At 73.5% G+C, this 17205-nt stretch carries 16 protein-coding genes; 6 read left to right on the top strand and 10 right to left on the bottom strand.

Annotation, left to right across the window (positions count from 1 at the left end):
- Positions 1-311: 311 nt before the first annotated feature.
- The 4 genes from ACQEVZ_RS43250 to ACQEVZ_RS43265 all read right to left on the bottom strand — a co-directional run bounded on the left by ACQEVZ_RS43250 (position 312) and on the right by ACQEVZ_RS43265 (position 4322).
- Positions 312-1781 carry an SMI1/KNR4 family protein gene (locus ACQEVZ_RS43250; protein WP_433378715.1) on the bottom strand — a complete coding sequence of 490 codons (1470 nt, stop codon included), beginning with the start codon at positions 1779-1781 and terminating at the stop codon, positions 312-314.
- Positions 1782-1885: 104 nt separating this feature from the next.
- The gene (locus tag ACQEVZ_RS43255; RefSeq protein WP_433378718.1) at positions 1886-2359 is read right to left on the bottom strand and encodes a hypothetical protein; all 474 of its coding nucleotides are present in this window, start codon (positions 2357-2359) and stop codon (positions 1886-1888) included.
- 5 nt (positions 2360-2364) lie between these two features.
- Complete coding sequence (locus ACQEVZ_RS43260; protein WP_433378721.1) at positions 2365-3270, bottom strand: ABC transporter permease; 906 nt, start codon at positions 3268-3270, stop codon at positions 2365-2367.
- Positions 3267-4322 carry an ABC transporter ATP-binding protein gene (locus tag ACQEVZ_RS43265; RefSeq protein ID WP_433378724.1) on the bottom strand — a complete coding sequence of 352 codons (1056 nt, stop codon included), beginning with the start codon at positions 4320-4322 and terminating at the stop codon, positions 3267-3269. The genes ACQEVZ_RS43260 and ACQEVZ_RS43265 overlap by 4 nt, the downstream gene beginning before the upstream one ends.
- Positions 4323-4476: 154 nt before the next feature.
- Here ACQEVZ_RS43265 and ACQEVZ_RS43270 point away from each other — a divergent pair, with 154 nt between their 5' ends.
- Together ACQEVZ_RS43270 and ACQEVZ_RS43275 are read left to right on the top strand one after the other, a co-directional pair.
- Positions 4477-4875, top strand: a complete 399-nt coding sequence (locus ACQEVZ_RS43270; protein WP_433378727.1) for a winged helix-turn-helix domain-containing protein — start codon at positions 4477-4479, stop codon at positions 4873-4875.
- A gap of 705 nt (positions 4876-5580) precedes the next feature.
- Positions 5581-6339, top strand: coding sequence for a sensor histidine kinase (locus tag ACQEVZ_RS43275; protein ID WP_433378730.1), 759 nt, complete (start codon positions 5581-5583; stop codon positions 6337-6339).
- Here ACQEVZ_RS43275 and ACQEVZ_RS43280 read toward each other — a convergent pair.
- The 3 genes from ACQEVZ_RS43280 to ACQEVZ_RS43290 form a co-directional block, all read right to left on the bottom strand.
- Positions 6332-7720, bottom strand: coding sequence for a permease prefix domain 1-containing protein (locus ACQEVZ_RS43280; RefSeq protein WP_354897309.1), 1389 nt, complete (start codon positions 7718-7720; stop codon positions 6332-6334). The two genes, ACQEVZ_RS43275 and ACQEVZ_RS43280, sit on opposite strands and share 8 nt — an antisense overlap.
- Positions 7717-8076, bottom strand: a complete 360-nt coding sequence (locus tag ACQEVZ_RS43285) for a PadR family transcriptional regulator (protein WP_344505121.1) — start codon at positions 8074-8076, stop codon at positions 7717-7719. Before ACQEVZ_RS43285 ends, ACQEVZ_RS43280 begins: the two co-directional genes overlap by 4 nt.
- Before the next feature lie 82 nt (positions 8077-8158).
- Positions 8159-8812: a hypothetical protein gene (locus tag ACQEVZ_RS43290; protein WP_433378734.1), complete on the bottom strand. Its 654-nt coding sequence runs from the start codon at positions 8810-8812 to the stop codon at positions 8159-8161.
- A 129-nt stretch (positions 8813-8941) separates the two neighbouring features.
- Here ACQEVZ_RS43290 and ACQEVZ_RS43295 point away from each other — a divergent pair, with 129 nt between their 5' ends.
- Positions 8942-10114 (top strand): cellulose binding domain-containing protein, encoded by a 1173-nt coding sequence (locus ACQEVZ_RS43295; RefSeq protein ID WP_433378737.1) that lies wholly within the window; start codon positions 8942-8944, stop codon positions 10112-10114.
- 83 nt (positions 10115-10197) lie between these two features.
- Complete coding sequence (locus ACQEVZ_RS43300; protein ID WP_433378740.1) at positions 10198-10710, top strand: hypothetical protein; 513 nt, start codon at positions 10198-10200, stop codon at positions 10708-10710.
- A gap of 20 nt (positions 10711-10730) precedes the next feature.
- Here the strand turns inward: ACQEVZ_RS43300 and ACQEVZ_RS43305 are convergent, their stop codons facing one another.
- From ACQEVZ_RS43305 to ACQEVZ_RS43315, 3 genes are all read right to left on the bottom strand, one after another.
- On the bottom strand, positions 10731-11204 hold the full coding sequence (locus tag ACQEVZ_RS43305) for a hypothetical protein (RefSeq protein ID WP_433378743.1): 474 nt from the start codon (positions 11202-11204) through the stop codon (positions 10731-10733).
- A 129-nt stretch (positions 11205-11333) separates the two neighbouring features.
- Complete coding sequence (locus tag ACQEVZ_RS43310) at positions 11334-11684, bottom strand: DoxX family protein (protein ID WP_433378746.1); 351 nt, start codon at positions 11682-11684, stop codon at positions 11334-11336.
- Between the two features lie 71 nt (positions 11685-11755).
- Positions 11756-12475 (bottom strand): winged helix-turn-helix transcriptional regulator, encoded by a 720-nt coding sequence (locus ACQEVZ_RS43315; RefSeq protein ID WP_344505127.1) that lies wholly within the window; start codon positions 12473-12475, stop codon positions 11756-11758.
- A gap of 224 nt (positions 12476-12699) precedes the next feature.
- On the opposite strand from ACQEVZ_RS43315, the gene ACQEVZ_RS43320 reads away from it, so the two are divergent.
- Entirely contained in the window at positions 12700-13305 is a 606-nt protein-coding gene (locus ACQEVZ_RS43320; protein WP_433378749.1) for a VOC family protein, read from the top strand.
- A 162-nt stretch (positions 13306-13467) separates the two neighbouring features.
- Positions 13468-17028 (top strand): BTAD domain-containing putative transcriptional regulator, encoded by a 3561-nt coding sequence (locus ACQEVZ_RS43325; protein ID WP_433378752.1) that lies wholly within the window; start codon positions 13468-13470, stop codon positions 17026-17028.
- The last annotated feature ends 177 nt before the right edge of the window (positions 17029-17205 follow it).

Genomic DNA, 17205 nt, shown 5'->3' on the forward strand with positions numbered 1-17205 from the left:
TCCAGCGACGCCACCGGATTGTCGGTGAGGGCCTCCCGATCCGGCGGTCAGCATGATCGACAGCGGCTTCTGCCCCTCTGCTCGCAACCCAGGTGGACCTTGCGGTCAGCCCACCGCGGGACCGGCCCGACGCGTGGTCGGCCGGGCGGCTCAGCCTGCGGATCTCCCCTTCCGCGCCCCGGCGGCGTGCTGATGCGCCCGCGCGAGCCTCGAGTCGGCCTTTGGTTTCCAGTCGAACCCACCGTGGGCCTCGGCCGGCGCACGGCACCTGCTGCCGCGCCGGCCGGACCTCGCGATCCGCTGGCCGCGCCCTAACCGGCCAGGCCGGTCGCGGTGCGGGACAGGCGGTCCGTGACCTGCGGGTCGGCGTCGAAGAACGATCGCCACTCGATCGCCTGGCGGGCGGTGGGGCGGCCGCCGAGCGTCACCGCGTGCAGGTTGTCGAGGCGGGCGAGCGCCGGACGGATCCGTTGCCACTGGTCGAACGACAGCTCCAGGTACCACAGGCCGGTCAGCTCGGCGACGGTCTCCAGGTCGGTGACGGTGGCGGCGCCGGCCAGGGCTAGACCGTGCAGGTTCGGCACGTCGCGCAGCGGGGCGAGGGTGACCGGGGCGGCGCCGGGCCAGAAGGTCAGCGTCCGCAGGGTCGGGTGGCCGGCCAGCGGGGCGAGGGAGCTGCCGACGTTGATCTGCAGGCACTCCACCGGCAGGTGCCGCACTGGGGTGAGGTCGATCGGGCCGCTGGACCACAGCCGGCGCAGGTGGCGCAGCCCGGCCAGCGGTGCGCTGTCGATGCCGGCCCCCTTCAGCCGCACAGCCTGCGCCGTCGGCCGCAGGCTGTGCGGGCCGACCACCACCGGTTCGACGTCGGCGTCGGGGTCGGCGGCGGCTCCGGCGAGCAGTGACGTGACCGAGTCGGCCACGTACTCAGGGCCGTCGGCGTGGGAGTTGCCGATCCGGATGACCTGGCCGGGGCGGCCCAGCCGGGCCGGCGCCAGGTCGACGGCGAGGAAGTTGCCGTCGTAGTCCTCGGCGAACGGGATCCATCCGGGGCGGCCGGTGGCCCGGCGTACGGTGCCGAACGGCTCGGCGTCGAGCACGACCCGGTCCCAGCGGGTCGTCCAGCCGCCCGGCTGCGGTGCCGAGGTGAGGTCGGCGTTGCCGAGCTCCGCCAGCGTCAGCCACCGCAGGCCGTCCATGATGTCGTCGCCGCCGCCGTCCGCGACGGTGTAGAGCGCGCGCAGGTCCGGCGGCAGCGGGAAGCCGAGTGCCGCCTCCGCCGCGGCGATGGCCTCCTCGGTGGCCGGCGGGTTGAGGTCCGCCTGGTCCAGCGCGTGCAGGAGCGTCACGGCCCGGTCGGGGTCGCCGGCGTACGAGAGGTCCGCCACCACGGGCTCCGGGTCGAGCGACTCCGGGGGCATGCCGTCGCGGAGCACCGCGGTGTAGGTGTTGCCGACGTTGGAGCCGCGCAGGTCGAACCGGGCGGCCGCGTCGAACCGACCGGCGGCGTCGAGGGTGAGGTGCGCCAGCACGTTGCGGAACCGCTCGCCGGCGGCGAGGTCGTGGAACAGTTCGACGAGGACCGGTCCGACCGCCCGGTGGTCCATCGACGGCTGATAGATGCCGGTGCCGTCCTCGCGGAGGTAGCGGACCCCTTCGCCGCCGTGGCCGTTGCGCACGATGTCGGCCGACAGGACCGCCGTGTGCCAGCCGTCGGGCGCCTGCTCGTACATGTGCCGCGCGAACCGCTCGAATGCCTCAGCCACCCCGTCTGCCGCCATGGCAAGAGATCATAAGCCGCGACAATCCGGGAAGGTGGCTGCGGCCGGGTCGCCCGGGGACCGGCTCACCGGCCGCAGCCACGTCATGTGCCCCGCGGCGCCGGTCAGGTGTCGGGGTCGAACGCGCCGTCGAACTCGAACGCCGGGTTGGTCACGTCGACGCCGCGGGTGTCGGTGATGGTGGCCAGGCCGACCAGTTTGGACGGGCCGCCGGCGACGTAGGTGGCGTCGGCGTTGGCCGTGACCTCGAACTTGCCCTCCTGCCGCTGGCCGGCGTCGTCGGTGAACGCGATCATGCAGATCCAGTTGGCGCCGGGTCCGGTGTCGGGCACCTTCGGGCCGCCGCGGTCGCAGGCGGCGTGCGCGTCGATCGAGGCGACGGTGACGCCGGTCTTGCCGAGGATCGTGGAGCGCTGGACGTAGAGGTTGGCGAACGTCGGGGCGATCGCGCGTTCGAGGCGGGGCTTGGTGATGTCCTCGCCGCCGTGGCCGGCGGTGGCGGCGAACACGGCCGCGACGACGGCGAGGACAGCCGTGGTCGGGCCGAGCCGGCGGATGCGCGATGTGGTGCGGTGCATGTCGGTCAGCCTCCGATGACGTCGCGGCGGCGCAGCGCCAGGTAGCCGATGAGCAGGCACACGACGGCCCAGCCGGCAGCGACCGCGCCGGCCTGCGCGATCGGGCCGGTGAACCGCTGCTGCGTGAACAGGCCGTGCCAGGCCTCGAAGCCCGTGGTGAGCAGCAGCCGCCGGGCCAGGTCCAGGCCGCCGAGCGTGGACAGCAGCTGCATGGCGAAGCCGAGCACGACCGGCGCGGCGACCCCGGCGGTGGGATTGCGCGACAGCACCGACAGCAGCAGGGCCAGCGCGGTGAAGCCGAGCAGCGGCGCGATCGCCGTCGCCCAGGCCGCGGCGACCAGTGGCAGCGCGGTCCGGGCCGGGATGAGCTGGCCCGACAGGCCGGGCAGCGGCTGGGCGCCGACGATGAGCAGGCTCCCCGCGATCGTGCTGGCCGCGAGGACGAGCAGCGCGAGGAGGTTGAAGCCGGCGGCGGTGAGCGTCTTGGCGGCGAAGATCTGGCCGCGGCTCGCCGAGCGGGTCAGGATGGTCTTCCAGGTGCCGTGGCCGTCCTCGTTGGCGAAGATGTCCCCGGCGACCAGCGACGCCAGCAGCGGCAGCAGCCACTGGTGGGCGAAGGCGAGGATGAGCAGCGCGTCGGCGAGGCCGCTCTCGTGGATGTGCCGGCCGTAGATGGTGTCCGACGGCGGCTGCTGGCCGGTGAACACGGCCACGATGACCGGCGGGACGATCAGGCAGCCCAGCAGGAGGTAGCGGGCGCGGGCCTGCGCGGCGAGCTTCGCGACCTCCCAGCGCAGCACGGTCAGGGTGCCGGGGCGGCGGGCCCGCTCGTGGTGGCCGGCGGTGTGCGTCGCGACGGTGACGGCGTTGTGGCCGGTGGCGGTGTCGCGGCCGGTGACAGTGTGGGTCATCGGCGGGCTCCGGACGTGACGGCGTGACGGCCCTGGTCGGCGGTGGCCGCAGAGGGATCGGTGGGCGCGGTGGGCGCGGTGGGCGCGGTGGGCGCGGTGGGCGCGGTGGGCGCGCTGGACACGGTGGGCGCGGTGGGCGGGCGCTCGGTGAGCATGAAGAACAGCGCCTCCAGGGGCGTCTCGGACATCGCCAGGCCGCGCAGCCCGATCCCGGCGCCGACGAGGTCGGCGATGAGCGCGTCGAGCGCCTTCTCGTCGCCGCGGACCGCGAGGCCGCCGGCGGCCGGCTCGACCTCCAGGCCGCGGGCGCCCGCGAGGGTGGCCGCGCGGTCGTCGTCGGTGGTCGTCAGCCGGTGCGCCGGGGCCGGCGCCCGATCGCGCAGGCCGGCGATGGAGCCGTGGTAGACGACCTGGCCGGTGCGCATGATGGTGACGTCGTCGCAGATCTGCTCGACCTCGGCCATGTCGTGGCTGGACAGCAGGACCGTCATGCCGCTTCCGGCGAGGCGTTTGACGAGGGCGCGCATGTCGCGGATGCCGGCGGGATCGAGGCCGTTGGCGGGCTCGTCCAGGACCAGCAGGCGGGGCGCGCGGAGCAGGGCGGCGGCCACGCCGAGGCGCTGGCGCATGCCGAAGGAGTAGCCGCGGACCTTCTCCCGGTCCCGGCCGAGCAGGTCGACGGTGTCGAGGACCTCGCCGACCCGCCGGGTCGCGGTCGCGCCGTCCAGACCGTCGAGGCCCGCGAGGAGCTGCAGGTTGCGCCGTCCGGACAGGCCGGGGTACAGCTTCGGGCTCTCGATGAAGCCGGCCACCCCGTCCAGGGTCCGCACCCCGTCGCGGGGCCAGGAACGGCCGAACACCTCAAGGACGCCGCTGTCGGGGCGGATGAGGCCGAACAACATGCGCAGCACGGTGGTCTTGCCGGCACCGTTGGGGCCGAGGACGCCGTAGACCTCGCCCTGGGCGACCTGCAGGCTGATGTGGTCGACCGCGGTCAGCGGGCCGAACGTCTTGGTGAGGTCGACGGCGTTGACCGCCAGCACATCGCTCATGGCCGCCGACGGTACGGAGGCGACATGAAACAGACATGAAGCCGCACGGCAGGCCGCAGATAATGCGGGCCGCACACCACCCGGCCATCGGACGGCAGGCCGCCGAAGATGAAAGGCGGATGAACGTCCGCGGCGGCGTGATGCACTGGGCGGCATGCGCGTACTGGTGGTGGAGGACGAGCGACGCCTCGCTCAGCTGCTCGCCCGGCTGCGGGCCCTGCACCGGCGCAGCGCCGACGCGGCCGCGGCCACGCTCACGGCGGGCGACCTCACCCTCGACCCCGCTTCCCGCCGGGTCGCGCGCGGCGGCACCGAGATCGACGTGTCGGCCCGGGAGTTCGACATCCTCGCGCTGCTCATGGCGCGGGCCGGCCAGTGTGTCACCCGGTACCAGATCCTCGACGAGGTGTGGGACGGCGAGACCGACCTGCGTTCCAACGTCATCGACGTGTACATCGCCACCCTGCGCGGCAAGGTCGACAAGCCGTTCGGGCGGCACGCCATCGAGACGTTGCGCGGCGCCGGTTACCGGTTACGTCCGGACGGCGGCTGAGGTGGCGCCCGGGTCGGTGCGGTGGCGGCGGCTGCCGGTGCGCGTCCGGCTGATCGCCGGGTTCGCCGCGGCCATGCTGGTCGTGCTCACCGGGGCGGGCGGGTTCGTGTACCTGCGGGTGCAGTACGCCCTCGACCGCCGCCTCGACGCCGACCTCGACGCCGAGAGCGCCGCGGTCACGGCCGCCCTGCACGACGGGACGCTCGGCCCCCGCAATCCCGCGGTCGTCTCGGGCGGCCTGTACGAGATCCTCGACCCTGCCGGGACCGTCCTGCAGGCCAGCTCCGGCCTGGCCGGGCGGCCGCTGCTCACCGCCGGGCAGGTCGCGGCCGCGCGGCGCGGCCCGGTCCGCGCCGATCACGGCACGCTGCTGCCGATCAGCCCCGAACCGCTGCGGGTCCTCGCCACCCCGCTGTCCACGGACCCGGCACCGCCGGCCGGGCAGCCGGCCGTCGTGGTGGTCGCCGTGCGCCGGGACCAGCGCGACGAGGCCCTCCGGGAGCTCATCGCCCAGCTCGCGCTCGCGAACCTCGCGGCCCTGGCGGTCGCCTCGTTCGTCGGTTACCGCCTCGCGCGGGCGGCGCTCGACCCGGTCGAGCGGTACCGTGCCCAGGCCGCCCGCATCACCGACGCGCCGCCGGTGTCCGCCTGGACGTCCCCGCCGGCGACGACGAGCTCACCCGCCTCGGTCGCACCCTCAACGACATGCTCACCGCGCTGGACGCGGCCCTGGAGCGGGAGCGGCGCTTCGTCAGCGACGCCAGCCACGAGCTGCGTACGCCGCTCACCCTGCTCGCCGCCGAGCTGGAGCTGGCCCTGCGGCGTCCGCGCCCCGCCGCCGAGCTGGAGGAGGCGCTGCGTGCCGCCGCCGCGGACACCGCCGGGCTCATCGCCCTCGCCGACTCCCTCCTGGACGTCGGCGTGCAGCCCGCACCCGCGGCGGGCGCCCCGCCGACCGACCTCGCTCGCACGGTCGCGCCGGCCGTCCGGCGGCACCGCGCCGCCGCCGGCCTCACCGACGATGCCGTGCGCACCGACCTCGGCCCCGCGCCGCCGGTCCGCATCGACCCGGGCCGCGTCGACCGCATCCTCACCAACCTGCTCGACAACGCCCTGCGCCACGGCGCGGCACCTGTCACCGTCGCCGTCTCCGCGACCGACGGCTGGGTGCGGCTCACAGTCCACGACGCCGGCCCCGGCATGCCGGCCGAGTTCCTGCCGCACGCCGCGGAGCGCTTCGCCCGTGCCGACGCCGCCCGCACCACCCCCGGCACCGGACTCGGCCTGTCCCTCGTCGACGCCATCGTCACCGCGCACGGCGGGTGGCTGCGCTGGTGTTCCGGCGCAGAACACCATCACCCGCAGCCCACCGGGGTCCCGTGCACCCATCCCGGCGCCGGCACCACGGTCACCGTGCTGCTCCCCGCGGCACCCGAACCAAGCGCGGACCACGCCCTTACATGAAGGCGAACGCCGGCGGGAAGATCAGGACCACGGCCCACGCCCAGGCCGCGTACACCGGCAGGAAGCGGGTCTGCCACAGCTCCAGCGCCGCGAACCGGCCCTGCCGCCGGATGAACCGCAGCAGCAGGTGCGCCGACCAGGCCAGGTTGACCAGCAGGATCACGTTCTCGCCGAGCGCCGCGGCCTTGTTGGGCGTGGTGCCGAACTCGGTGACCCGACCGGTGATCTCGATCAGCACCAGCGCGTCGATGGCCAGGGCGCTCACGACCAGCGCGAGCTGCAGCTTGTCGAACAGCCCGGGCGGGGCGAGCGGGTCCCGCGCCGAGATCGAGTACAGCAGCAGCCCCAGCACCACGACCAGCAGCAGGTCGAACAGGATCAGCGCCTCACGCTCCACGTCGATGCGGGCCGCGGTCACCCCCACGGCGACCAGGAACGCGACCAGCACGGCCGTGAACAGCGGCGTGAACAGCCGGGTCAGCACCGGCGCGATGTTCTCCACGACGCTCTGCTTCGCCTCGACGAGCCACCCGGCCACGACGACCGACGCCATCGCGCCGCACGGGACCAGCCACTCGACGATGAACCGCTCCGGCTGCACGCCGATCGCCTTGAACGTGCCGACCATGAACGCGACCATCACCACGCCGCCGAGCGCGATGAGCACGAAGTAGATGACGATCTCGCCGGTGAACCGGATGAAGTCCATGTGCCGGCGGGTCGAGCGCCAGTCGTCCGCCACGTACGCCAGCCCGACGACCAGCCAGAGCGCGATGGGCAGGTGGATGGCGGTGATGACCAGCGACTGGGACCCCTCGTCCAGCGGGTAGACGTTGGCGGCGACCGCGCCGAGCACGAACAGCGCGGCGATCAGCGCGATCAGCCCCGGCCGGGCGCGCCGCCGCCAGGCGAGGAACCCGGCGAGCCACGGCAGCGCGAACAGGCTGATGTTCGTCGCGTAGAACAGGCCGTCCTCGTCGAGGTCGGCCCCGAACAGCTCCGGCAGCTTGAACGTCGCCGCCGCCCCGGCCGCGCAGCCGGCCATCACCCACAGCGTCTTCCGCGACCCCGTCTCGCCCGCGGCCGCACCGCCGTCCGGGCCGGTCAGCACCAGCTGCTTCCACAGCCGCTCGGAGTGCTCCCGGGCGAACTCGCGGGACAGCTCGTCGAGGCTGCCCATCCGCTTGACCGCGACCAGGAAGGCCTCGTCGCCGCTCAACCCGGCCTCGACCAGCTCGTCGACGGATCCGCGGAGGTGGTCCTCGAGCTCATCGGCGTCGGCGGTCTTCAGTTCGCGCCGCCGTTCGACGTACTCCCGCCACTGCGCGATCTGCGCTTCCAGGGCCTCGTCAGGCTGGTCCAGCGCTTCGAAGTCGGTCATGACGGGCACTCCACCGGTGCGACGGCCAGCGGGGCCCGCCAGATTTCCCGCAACGCGTCGACGACGGTGTCCCATTGCCGCCGCTGCTCCGCCAGCTCCGCGAGCCCCTGCTCGGTGATCCGGTAGTACTTGCGCCGCCGCTCGCCGGTCACCGCCTTCCAGTTCGACTCGACGTGCCCGAGCCGTTCGAGGCGGTGCAGCAACGGGTACAGCAGCCCTTCGGTCCAGTCCAGCTCCCCGCCGGACAGCTCGTTGATCCGCTTGAGGATGGCGTAGCCGTAGCTGTCGCCCTCAGCGAGAATCCCGAGCACCATCGGCGTCGCCGACGCCGCGACAAGGTCCTTCGCCACTTTCACCGGGACCACCCCTGGATACCCTAGAAGTATGATGCATAGTACTGCTAGGTAGAACCGTCCACAATGGCGTGACGGTGGGTTGCTACTCGTGCTGGCCGCGGGCGCGGGGCAGGTCGCGGAAGTAACGCAGGTTCTGGCAGACGTCGCAGGCGCACCGGCCGGTGGTGATGAGGTCGGTGAGGCGCCGGCGGTCGGCGCCGGTGTCCTTCAGGGCGCGGGTCGCCTCGTCGAGGGCGTAGAAGCGCAGTTCGTGGTCGTCCTGTGGAGCTTCGGCCGTCAGGGCGTGACCGAGGCGTTCGTGGTGCTCGTCGGTGAAGTGGTGGAAGAAGACCCGGTCGGCGCCGCCCGCAAGGGTTTCGCGCAATGCCGTCTCCGCGTCCGTGGCGAACGGCGGGACCAGGTCCGTGCCGTGGTCGGCGGCCAGGGCGGTCAGGGCGGGCCACCGGTCCAGGACGGTCAGGGACGTCCAGTGGTGGCAGGCGTACATCTCCACGACGCACACGCCGGCGGCGTCGGTGAAGGCGAACTGCAGGGCGCCGGCGGTGGCGGACCAGGTGCCGTCGGCGAGGCCGTCCGAGGACTGGAACGCCAGGTAGTACGCGAGGATCTCCTCGCTGGGCGCGGTGTCGGCGAGGCGGGCCATCCGGCCGGCGAGGACGTCCCAGACGTCGCGGAGCAGTGCGTCGCCGGAGGCCGGCGGGATCGTGAGGCCGAGGTGCAGCCCGAGAGCGCCCATGGCGGCACACCGTACCGGCGCCGCGGACGATGACGCGAGGGCAGGGTGCGGTAGCATCGACGGCGCGCGATGCCATGGGAGCCGGGCAGGTGCTGTTGCACGTCCGTCTTGCCTAGGAAGTGTGCTCTCATGTCGCTGCGTTCCATCATGTACGCCACCCTCGCCGCGTTCCTCGTCGCGGCGTCCTTCGTCGTTGCCCGTCCGGCCGTGTCGGCGGCGGCGGCCGTGCGGGTCATGCCGCTCGGCGACTCGATCACCGCCGGTCCGGGGTGCTGGCGGGCCAAGCTGTGGCACCGGCTGCAGACCAGCGGATACACCAACATCGACTTCGTCGGCGGTGTGTCCGACGGCGGCGGGTGCAATCCCGGGTACGCCTACGACTTCGACCACGAAGGTCACGGCGGGTTCTCGGCGACCGGGATCGCCGACAACAACCAGCTGCCGCCGTGGCTGGCCGCGGCCCGGCCCGACGTCGTGCTGATGCATCTCGGCACGAACGACATGTGGGGCGGGTACATCCCGACCGCCACGAAGCTGGCCGCGTTCACGAAGCTGGTCGGCCAGATGCGGGCGCAGAACCCGGCGGTGCGGATCGTGGTCGCGCAGATCATCCCGATGAGCGCGTCGGCGTGCGCGACGTGCCCGGCGGACGTGGTCGCGCTGAACGCGGCGATCCCCGGGTGGGCGGCGGGGCTGACGACCGCGCAGTCGCCGATCGTCGTCGCGGACCTGTGGACCGGGTTCGACGCGGCCACGGACACCGGCGACGGCGTGCACCCCAACGACGCCGGCTTCCAGAAGATGGCCGACCGCTGGTTCCCGGCCGTGACGCAGGTCCTCTCGGGCGTCACGCCGTCACCGTCCGGTTCCCGGTCGGCCTCGCCGTCACCGTCCCGGTCGGTGTCACCGTCGGCCTCCGCGTCGCGGTCGCCCTCGGCGTCGGCCTCCGCGTCCCGGTCGCCGTCCACCTCGCCGTCCGGGTCGCCCTCTGCCGGCGGCGCGAAGTGCGTCGCCGAGTACAAGCTGGTGTCACAGTGGAGCGGCGCGTTCCAGGGTGAGGTCACCGTCCGGAACGCGTCGGCGGCGGCGTCCTCGGCGTGGACGGCGACGCTCACGTTCAGCGGCGGGCAGCAGGTCAGCCAGGCCTGGAACGCCACCGTCACGCAGGCGGGCGCGGTCGCCACGGCACGTAACGCCGCCTACAACGGTGCGCTGCCGGCCGGCGGGTCCACGTCGTTCGGGTTCATCGCGAGCTGGACCACCACGAACCCCGCGCCGGCGGTCACCTGCGCGTTCGCCTGAGCGGTCCGGCGTCACCAGTGTGCCGGCCCGGGTGTTCCACGGGTCCGAAGGACCACCCGGGCCGGGCACGCTGTCGTCAGCCGATGCAGTTGTCGGCAGCCGACGAACAGGAGCGCGACATGTCCACCATCCACCTCAGCGAGACCACCACCGCAACGCCGGAGCAGTTCGTCGCCGGGCTCACCGACTTCGGCCCGGGCCGCCAGCGGCTGTTCCCCGCCAGCTCCGACGAGTACCTGAAGGTGCACGAGCTCGGCCCCGACCACGCCGACGTCACCGAGGGCTCGGGCGGCGTGTGGGAACGCCTGCGCTACGACTGGTCCGACCCGCACCGTGTGACGATGCGGACCACCGACTCCAACGTGTGGGGCGGCGCGTCGGGCCACACGTACACGCTGACCAGGCGCCCTGACGGCACCACCGCCGTCGACGCGGTCGTGGTCCGCGAGGGCAGGAACCTCAAGGGCCGGATCATCGGCGTCCTGCTCGGCAGCGTCGCCAAGGGGCAGCTGCGCAAGGCGCTGCGCAGCACCGTCGCGGCGATCGAGGCCCGGAACCAGGACGAACGGCCCGCCGCCGGAGCCGCCCGCCCATGACCTGGGCCGGTCGGGAGGCCTCAGATGTACGTGAGCGGGCAGCCGTGCCGCAGCGAGTGCTCGGCCGCCTGCTGGTACATCGCCACATAGAACGCAACCGGATCGTCGATGCCGGTGACGAGCGCGAGCGGGCCGCGCGGCAGGGGCGACGGCAGCCGGACGTCGGCGACGAGCGGCGCCACCAGGTCCCGGAGCCGGTGCGAGCTGAGCACCACCGTGCGCTCGTCGTCGTACGCGTTGCCGACCGGCAGGGTGATCAGCCCGTCGAACGGCACCGGCACGAACAGGGCGGCCTCCAGCACGTCCGTGGCGCCGTGCCGCTCGCACAGGTCGGCGAAGCCGTCCATCGGCGGCGACAGCTTCTCCTCGAAGCGGTCCGCTCCCTCCTGGCTCGGCCCCTGGTACGCACCGAGCCCCCGCTCCGCGAGCGCCCGGTCGAGCTGCGCCGCGTACTCCCAGTTCCCCGGCCGGACGTCGACGAGGTACATCCCCATGCGGGGCACCGTACCCGGCCGCGGCAAAGGTGTTTCGCGTTCGGTCGTCGGATGGTCGCGGGCCGCCATACGCTGGAGGTGGTGAGAGTGGGTGGCGCGCTCATGGTGTGCGGACCATGGCGCCGCCGGTCACCAGTGGTAGGCCACGTTCACGACGAGCGTGGTCACCATCGTCACGAAGAACACCGCCCACCCGACGAGCTGCCGCGACCCGACCCGCAGGTGCGCGATCAGCGCCCCGGTGAAGTACAGCACCAGGCCGGCCGCGGCCAGGGTCCCGACGATCGGCACCGCGAACCCGGCGAGCAGCCCCAGCGAACCGGCGGCGAGGGTCGCTCCCAGCCGCGGCACCCAGGACTGCGGCAGGCGCTTCATCTCCGCCTGGGCCTTCGGGTAGTCGTGGCCGATGAGGTACGTGACGGCGGCGCTCCCGCTGAAGAACGCGGCGACGATCGTGAGCGTGACATAGGTTGCGAACATGCGCTGTCAGACGTGCCGCCCCACCGGAACGTGACGCGCTCCGATGTGACCCACCGCACAGTCCTACCGGGTCAGGCCCGCTGTAACACCGGCTCCGTCTGCTCGGCCAGCGGCTCGAGCTCGGGGCGGGGCGGCAGGACCAGGGTGTAGCCGACCTGGCGCACGGTGCCGATCATCGACTCGTACTCGCTGCCGAGCTTCGCCCGCAGGCGCCGCACGTGGACGTCGACGGTCCGGTGGCCGCCGAAATAGTCGAACCCCCAAACCTCCCGCAGCAACTGGTCACGGGTGTAGACCCGGCCGGGGTGCCGCGCCAGGAACCGCAGCAGCTCGAACTCCTTGTACGTGAGGTCCAGCGCCCGGCCCTTGAGCTTCGCCGCGTACGTGTCGGGGTCGATGTGCAGCGCACCCGCCGTGATCACGCTCGTGGCCGCCTTCGCCGCGACCGCCGCCGCCTGCGTCACGAGCCGCAGCCGCGCGTCGATCTCGGCCGGTCCCGCGCCGGCCAGCACCACGTCGTCGAAGCCCCAGTCGGCGGCTACGGCGACCAGCCCCGCCTCCTCGACCACCAAGACGACCGGCGTCCGCACCGCCGAACCGCGCACCGCCCGGCAGAAGGCCCGCGCCTCCGCCAGCTGCCGGCGCGCGTCGACCAGCACCACGTCCGGCTCGGTCCCGGTGAGGCACGCCTGCACGTCGTATCCCGCGACCCGCCGACCGTGCGTCAGCAGGTCCAACGCCGGCAACACCCGCCCCACCGGCTGCATACCCGTCACCACCAGGATCTCCACGCCATGCAGCGTCCCCCATCATTGTTTCGGGCCTGTCTCCGAACGCCCGACATGTCGCAGTTCCGTTCCGGACTTCCGCCCTGCCGCCCGCCGCGGGTGTGCACGGGGGCTGACCCGGGTGCCTGCCAGGGTCCTCCACTGGGGCGACCACGGGTGCTTCCGCGCGACAGTCTTCAGCAGATGCCGCGGGGCATCGCGGGGGTACGGCAAGAAGGAGCGGACAGATGGTCGACTACAAGCTCGAAATCGTGGTGCTGCCGGTTTCGGACGTGGACCGGGCGAAGGAGTTCTACACGCGGATCGGGTTCCGGGAGGACGTCGACTTCAGCGGGCCGGAAGGGTTCCGGGTGGTGCACTTCACCCCGCCCGGCTCGGCGGCGTCGATCATCGTCGGGTCCGGCGTGACGGACGCGGCGCCCGGGTCGGCGGAGGGCGTGCACCTGGTCGTCGACGACATCGTGGCCGCGCACGACGACCTGGTGGCGCGCGGGGTCGCGGTGAGCGAGGTGTTCCACGACGCGGGTGGGGTGTTCCATCACGCGGGCACGACGGCCCGGGTCGCGGGACCGCATCCGCAGCGGCAGTCGTACGGCTCGTTCCTGTCCTTCGAGGACCCCGACGGCAACGCGTTCGTGCTGCAGGAGGTCACCTCCCGGCAGCCCGGTCGGGTCAGCCACGTCGTGTACGAGTCGGTCGCCGAGGTCGAGCAGGCGCTGCGGGACGCGGCCACCGCGCACGGCGTGTACGAGAAGGAGCTCGGCCACCACGACGACGACTGGCCGTCCTGGTACGCCGCCCACATGGCCCGCTCCGCCGGTCTCGACGCCTGACGGCAGACCGGGCGTTCGCCGCGCTCGTGGCCGGCGCCGGTTCGGCGGTGTGACCGCCGCCGCGCCGGCCGCGGCCGATTGAACCCCGTCGGCTTCTCGACACAGGGCTCCCGCAAGGCCGAGATGCACGTGCGTCATGGCAACGGGAGGTGAATGCGGGTGATGCGAATCCGGTTGCTGGGCGACGTCGGGGCGTGGACCGACGGCGAACGCGGCGAGGCCGTGGACGTCGACATCGGGCACGAGCGGCAGCGGTGCGTGCTGGCGGCGCTGCTGGTCGAGCCCGGGCGCCCGGTCCCCGCCGACGTGCTGCTGGACCGCGCGTGGGGCGACCGGCTCCCCCGCCACCCGCGGGAGGCGCTGTACAGCTACGTGTCGCGGCTACGGCAGAGCCTGGCGCCCGGTGGGTGGACGGTCGTGCGCCGGCCGTCCGGGTACGTGGTGCAGATCGACCCGCTCGCCGTGGACCTGCACTTGTTCGACGAGCTCGTCCGCCGCGCGGCCGGCACCGACGACGTCCCGGCGGCGGCCTCGCTGCTCGACGAGGCGCTACGCCTGTGGACCGGCGACGCATTCGGCTGCCTCGACACCCCCTGGCTGAGCTCGGTCCGCCGCGACCTCCACCGCCGGCGGCGGACCGCCGAACAGCGCCGGGACGATCTCGCACTGCGGCTCGGACGGCACGCGTCGGTCGTCGACGGCTTGCTCGACCGCGCGGACGCAGACCCGCTCGACGAGGCGATCACGGCGTCGGCGATGCTGGCGCTGTACCGCTGCGGCCGCCGCGGCGAGGCGCTCGGCCGCTACGATGTGCTGCGCCGGCAGCTGGCCGGCCAGCTCGGCATCGAGCCCGGCGAACAGCTGCGCCGCCTGCACCGCCAGATCCTGCAGGCCGACCCTGCCCTGTCCCCACCGCTTTCCACCATTGCCATTACCAGCAATCCAGTAATCGGTAATGACCCGCAGACGCCCGCCGCCAACGGCTTTGCCGTAACCAGCAATCAGCAACCCACCGCCCACCTGCCGGTCAGGCGGAATTCCCGGAGCACTCCGCTCGCAACGGAGGCACCCGGCACCCCGACCATACAGGTGGACGAGCCCGGACCATGCATACCGGCAGCGGGGGCGGTCAACGACGCGGCGGACCGCCCGGCCGCACAGGGTCCGACGGACGTGGACGGCAGCCCCAGCCGGCAGGGCCCCCTGAGCGGGTCGGCCGCAGCAGGCGAATCGAGCACAACCCGCGGATCGAGCACAACCGGCGAAACGCGCACAGCCGACGGATCAAGCGCGGCCAACAGGACAAACGCAGGCGATGGATCAAGTGCAGCCGACAGGTCAAACAGGGCCAACGGATCAAGCGCAGCCGACGGGACAGACCGGTCGACCACAGCCGACGGATCAACCACCGCCAGCGGGTCTGCCACCGACGCCGGGCCGGGCGCAGCGAACCGGTCGACCGCAGCTGGTGGGTCGAGCACGGCGGCAACGGTCGGGCCGCACGGTGGGCGCGGGGTTGCGAGCACGACCGCGGCGGTCGACCTGCACGAGGGGCGCGGGGCGTCGAGCACGCGGGACGCGGTCAGCGTGCAGGATGGGCGCGGGATTCAGGTATTGCCTGCGGGGCTCGGGGTTGCGAGCGTGCCGGGGGTGTTGGGGTCGCCGGGGGTGTTCAGTGGGCGACAGGCGCAGCTTGCGGAGCTGACGACGGCGTTGCGGGGCGCTACCCGAGGGGGTGACCTCGGTGAGGCCGGCGATGACGGTACCGACGCGGCGAACGCGACCAGGGGGATTGTCGTCATCGGTGGGGCCGGCGGGATCGGCAAGACGTGGTTGGCGTTGCGGTGGGCGCATGAGCACCGGCGGATGTTTCCCGACGGGCAGTTGTACGTGAACCTGCGCGGGTTCGATCCGGCCGGGGAGCCGCTGTGCCCGTCGGTCGCGACCCGGATGTTCCTCACCGCGCTCGGGGTTGCCGCGGATGCGCTGCCGGCGGGGGCGGACGAGCAGGCGATGCTGTACCGGAGGCTGGTGGCGCACCGGCGGATGCTGGTGCTGCTGGACAACGCTCACGACAGCGCGCAGGTGGTGCCGCTGTTGCCGGGGACGCCGACGGTCGCGGTGCTGGTGACCAGCAGGCGGCGGCTGACCGGGCTCGTCGCAGCGCACGGCGCGCATCCGGTCACGCTCGACTGCATGACCGATCCGGACGCGGCCGAACTCCTACGGGCGCGGCTCGGGGCGGCGCGCGCCGAGGCCGAGCCGGAGGCGGTCCGGGCGTTGCTGCCCCTGTGCGGCGGGCTGCCCCTGGCATTGGGAATTGTCGCGGCGCGGGCTGCCACCGACCCGCACTGCCGGCTCGCCACGCTCGTGAACGAGCTGCGGGCCCGGCGGACCCGGCTCGACGCGCTCGATGCCGGGGACCTTGCCGTCAGCCTGCGCGCGGCCATCGCCGGGTCGGTGCGGCACCTGTCGGCGGCGGCGGGCGCGCTGTTCGGGCGGCTGAGCCTCGCGCCCGGGCCCGACATCGGTGCGGGGGCGGCGGCCAGCATGAGCGGGTGCGGGCCGGAGGCGCTGCGGCCCGCGGTCCGGGAACTGCTCGACGCGAACCTCCTCGCCGAGGAGACGCCCGGGCGGTTCCGGATGCATGACCTGGTCCGCCTGTACGGGATGGAGCTCGCCGCCGGGACCGACGGCGCGCGGCCGGCGGTGGAGCGGCTGCTCGACCGCTACGTGCGGCAGGCGTGTGCGGCGGCGCTGCGGCTGGAGCCGTTGCGGGACCCGCTGCCCGGAGTCGAGGCGCGGACGTGCCCGGACCGGCGGGCGGCGCTGGCGTGGTTCGCGGCGGAGGACCAGGTGCTGGCGTCCGCAATTCGGTACGCGGCCGGCGCCGGGTTCGACCGGCACGCGTGGCAGCTGGCGTGGGCCCTGGTGTACGTGCTCGACCAGCGCGGCGACTGGCACGCCCAGGCCGACGTGCACCGCACCGCGCTGCGGTCGGCGCAGCGGCTCGGCGACGACGCCGCGATCGCGCACTCGCTGCGGGGGCTGGCCCGGGCGTACACCTGGCTGCGCTGCTTCGACCAGGCGCGGGACCAGCTGCGGGCGGCGCTCGCGGCGTCGCGGCGGCTCGGGGACCTGGCCGGGCAGGGGTTCGCGTTCCGGGGGCTGGCCCGGGTGTCGGCGTGGCAGGGCGAGCCCGGCCGGGCGCTGGCGGACGACCGGCGGGCCCTGGCGATGTTCGAGGCGGCCGGCCACGACCACGGGCGCGCGCAGACCCTCAACGCGCTCGGCTGGCACCTCGCACACCTCGGGGAGCACGAGCAGGCGCTCGCCTGCTGCGCCCAGGCGATCGAGCTGCACCGCCGGCTCGGCGACCGGCACGGCGAGGGCATCACGTGGGATACTCTGGCGTACTCCCGGCACCGCAGCGGCATGCCCGACGAGGCGGTCGGCTGCTACCGGCGCGCCGCGGCCCTGCTGCGTGAGCACGGCGACCGCTACCAGGAGGCGGTCGTGACGGGCCACCTGGGCGACACGTACGCCGCGCTCGGCCGGACCGCCGAGGCCCGCACCGCCTGGCTGCGCGCCGCCGCGCTGCTCGACGCGCTCGGCCACCCCGACGCACCGGTCGCCCGCGCGAAGACCGCGATTACCGGTAATGACAATCCCGAAATTGCCGAGGGCGGCAGGCACACGTCGAACACCGCGCACGCCGTATAGGCGGCTGATGGCTGTGAGGTCACGGGCGGCCCCGTCGGGACGGTCGTAGGCGCCCGCAGGTGCCGTCAGCGCCGCTGTGATGCTGCGACGCGTCGGCCGGCGGTGAACAGATGCGTGGCGATGCGTGTGACAGTGCACATTGGCCAACCCCGGCCCCACCTGGGCAGCTGCCGCGCA

This window comes from Dactylosporangium sp. CA-152071, from assembly GCF_050936335.1.
Classification (GTDB): domain Bacteria; phylum Actinomycetota; class Actinomycetes; order Mycobacteriales; family Micromonosporaceae; genus Dactylosporangium; species Dactylosporangium maewongense.

What these genes read in the sequence shown, in the direction of transcription:
- ACQEVZ_RS43250 (WP_433378715.1), bottom strand. Translation starts at nt 1,781, where the DNA reads ATGGCGGCAGACGGGGTGGCTGAGGCATTCGAGCGGTTCGCGCGGCAC.
- ACQEVZ_RS43255 (WP_433378718.1), bottom strand. Translation starts at nt 2,359, where the DNA reads ATGCACCGCACCACATCGCGCATCCGCCGGCTCGGCCCGACCACGGCT.
- ACQEVZ_RS43260 (WP_433378721.1), bottom strand. Translation starts at nt 3,270, where the DNA reads ATGACCCACACTGTCACCGGCCGCGACACCGCCACCGGCCACAACGCC.
- ACQEVZ_RS43265 (WP_433378724.1), bottom strand. Translation starts at nt 4,322, where the DNA reads ATGAGCGATGTGCTGGCGGTCAACGCCGTCGACCTCACCAAGACGTTC.
- ACQEVZ_RS43270 (WP_433378727.1), top strand. Translation starts at nt 4,477, where the DNA reads ATGCGCGTACTGGTGGTGGAGGACGAGCGACGCCTCGCTCAGCTGCTC.
- ACQEVZ_RS43275 (WP_433378730.1), top strand. Translation starts at nt 5,581, where the DNA reads ATGCTCACCGCGCTGGACGCGGCCCTGGAGCGGGAGCGGCGCTTCGTC.
- ACQEVZ_RS43280 (WP_354897309.1), bottom strand. Translation starts at nt 7,720, where the DNA reads ATGACCGACTTCGAAGCGCTGGACCAGCCTGACGAGGCCCTGGAAGCG.
- ACQEVZ_RS43290 (WP_433378734.1), bottom strand. Translation starts at nt 8,812, where the DNA reads ATGGGCGCTCTCGGGCTGCACCTCGGCCTCACGATCCCGCCGGCCTCC.
- ACQEVZ_RS43295 (WP_433378737.1), top strand. Translation starts at nt 8,942, where the DNA reads ATGTCGCTGCGTTCCATCATGTACGCCACCCTCGCCGCGTTCCTCGTC.
- ACQEVZ_RS43300 (WP_433378740.1), top strand. Translation starts at nt 10,198, where the DNA reads ATGCAGTTGTCGGCAGCCGACGAACAGGAGCGCGACATGTCCACCATC.
- ACQEVZ_RS43305 (WP_433378743.1), bottom strand. Translation starts at nt 11,204, where the DNA reads ATGGGGATGTACCTCGTCGACGTCCGGCCGGGGAACTGGGAGTACGCG.
- ACQEVZ_RS43310 (WP_433378746.1), bottom strand. Translation starts at nt 11,684, where the DNA reads ATGTTCGCAACCTATGTCACGCTCACGATCGTCGCCGCGTTCTTCAGC.
- ACQEVZ_RS43320 (WP_433378749.1), top strand. Translation starts at nt 12,700, where the DNA reads ATGGTCGACTACAAGCTCGAAATCGTGGTGCTGCCGGTTTCGGACGTG.
- ACQEVZ_RS43325 (WP_433378752.1), top strand. Translation starts at nt 13,468, where the DNA reads ATGCGAATCCGGTTGCTGGGCGACGTCGGGGCGTGGACCGACGGCGAA.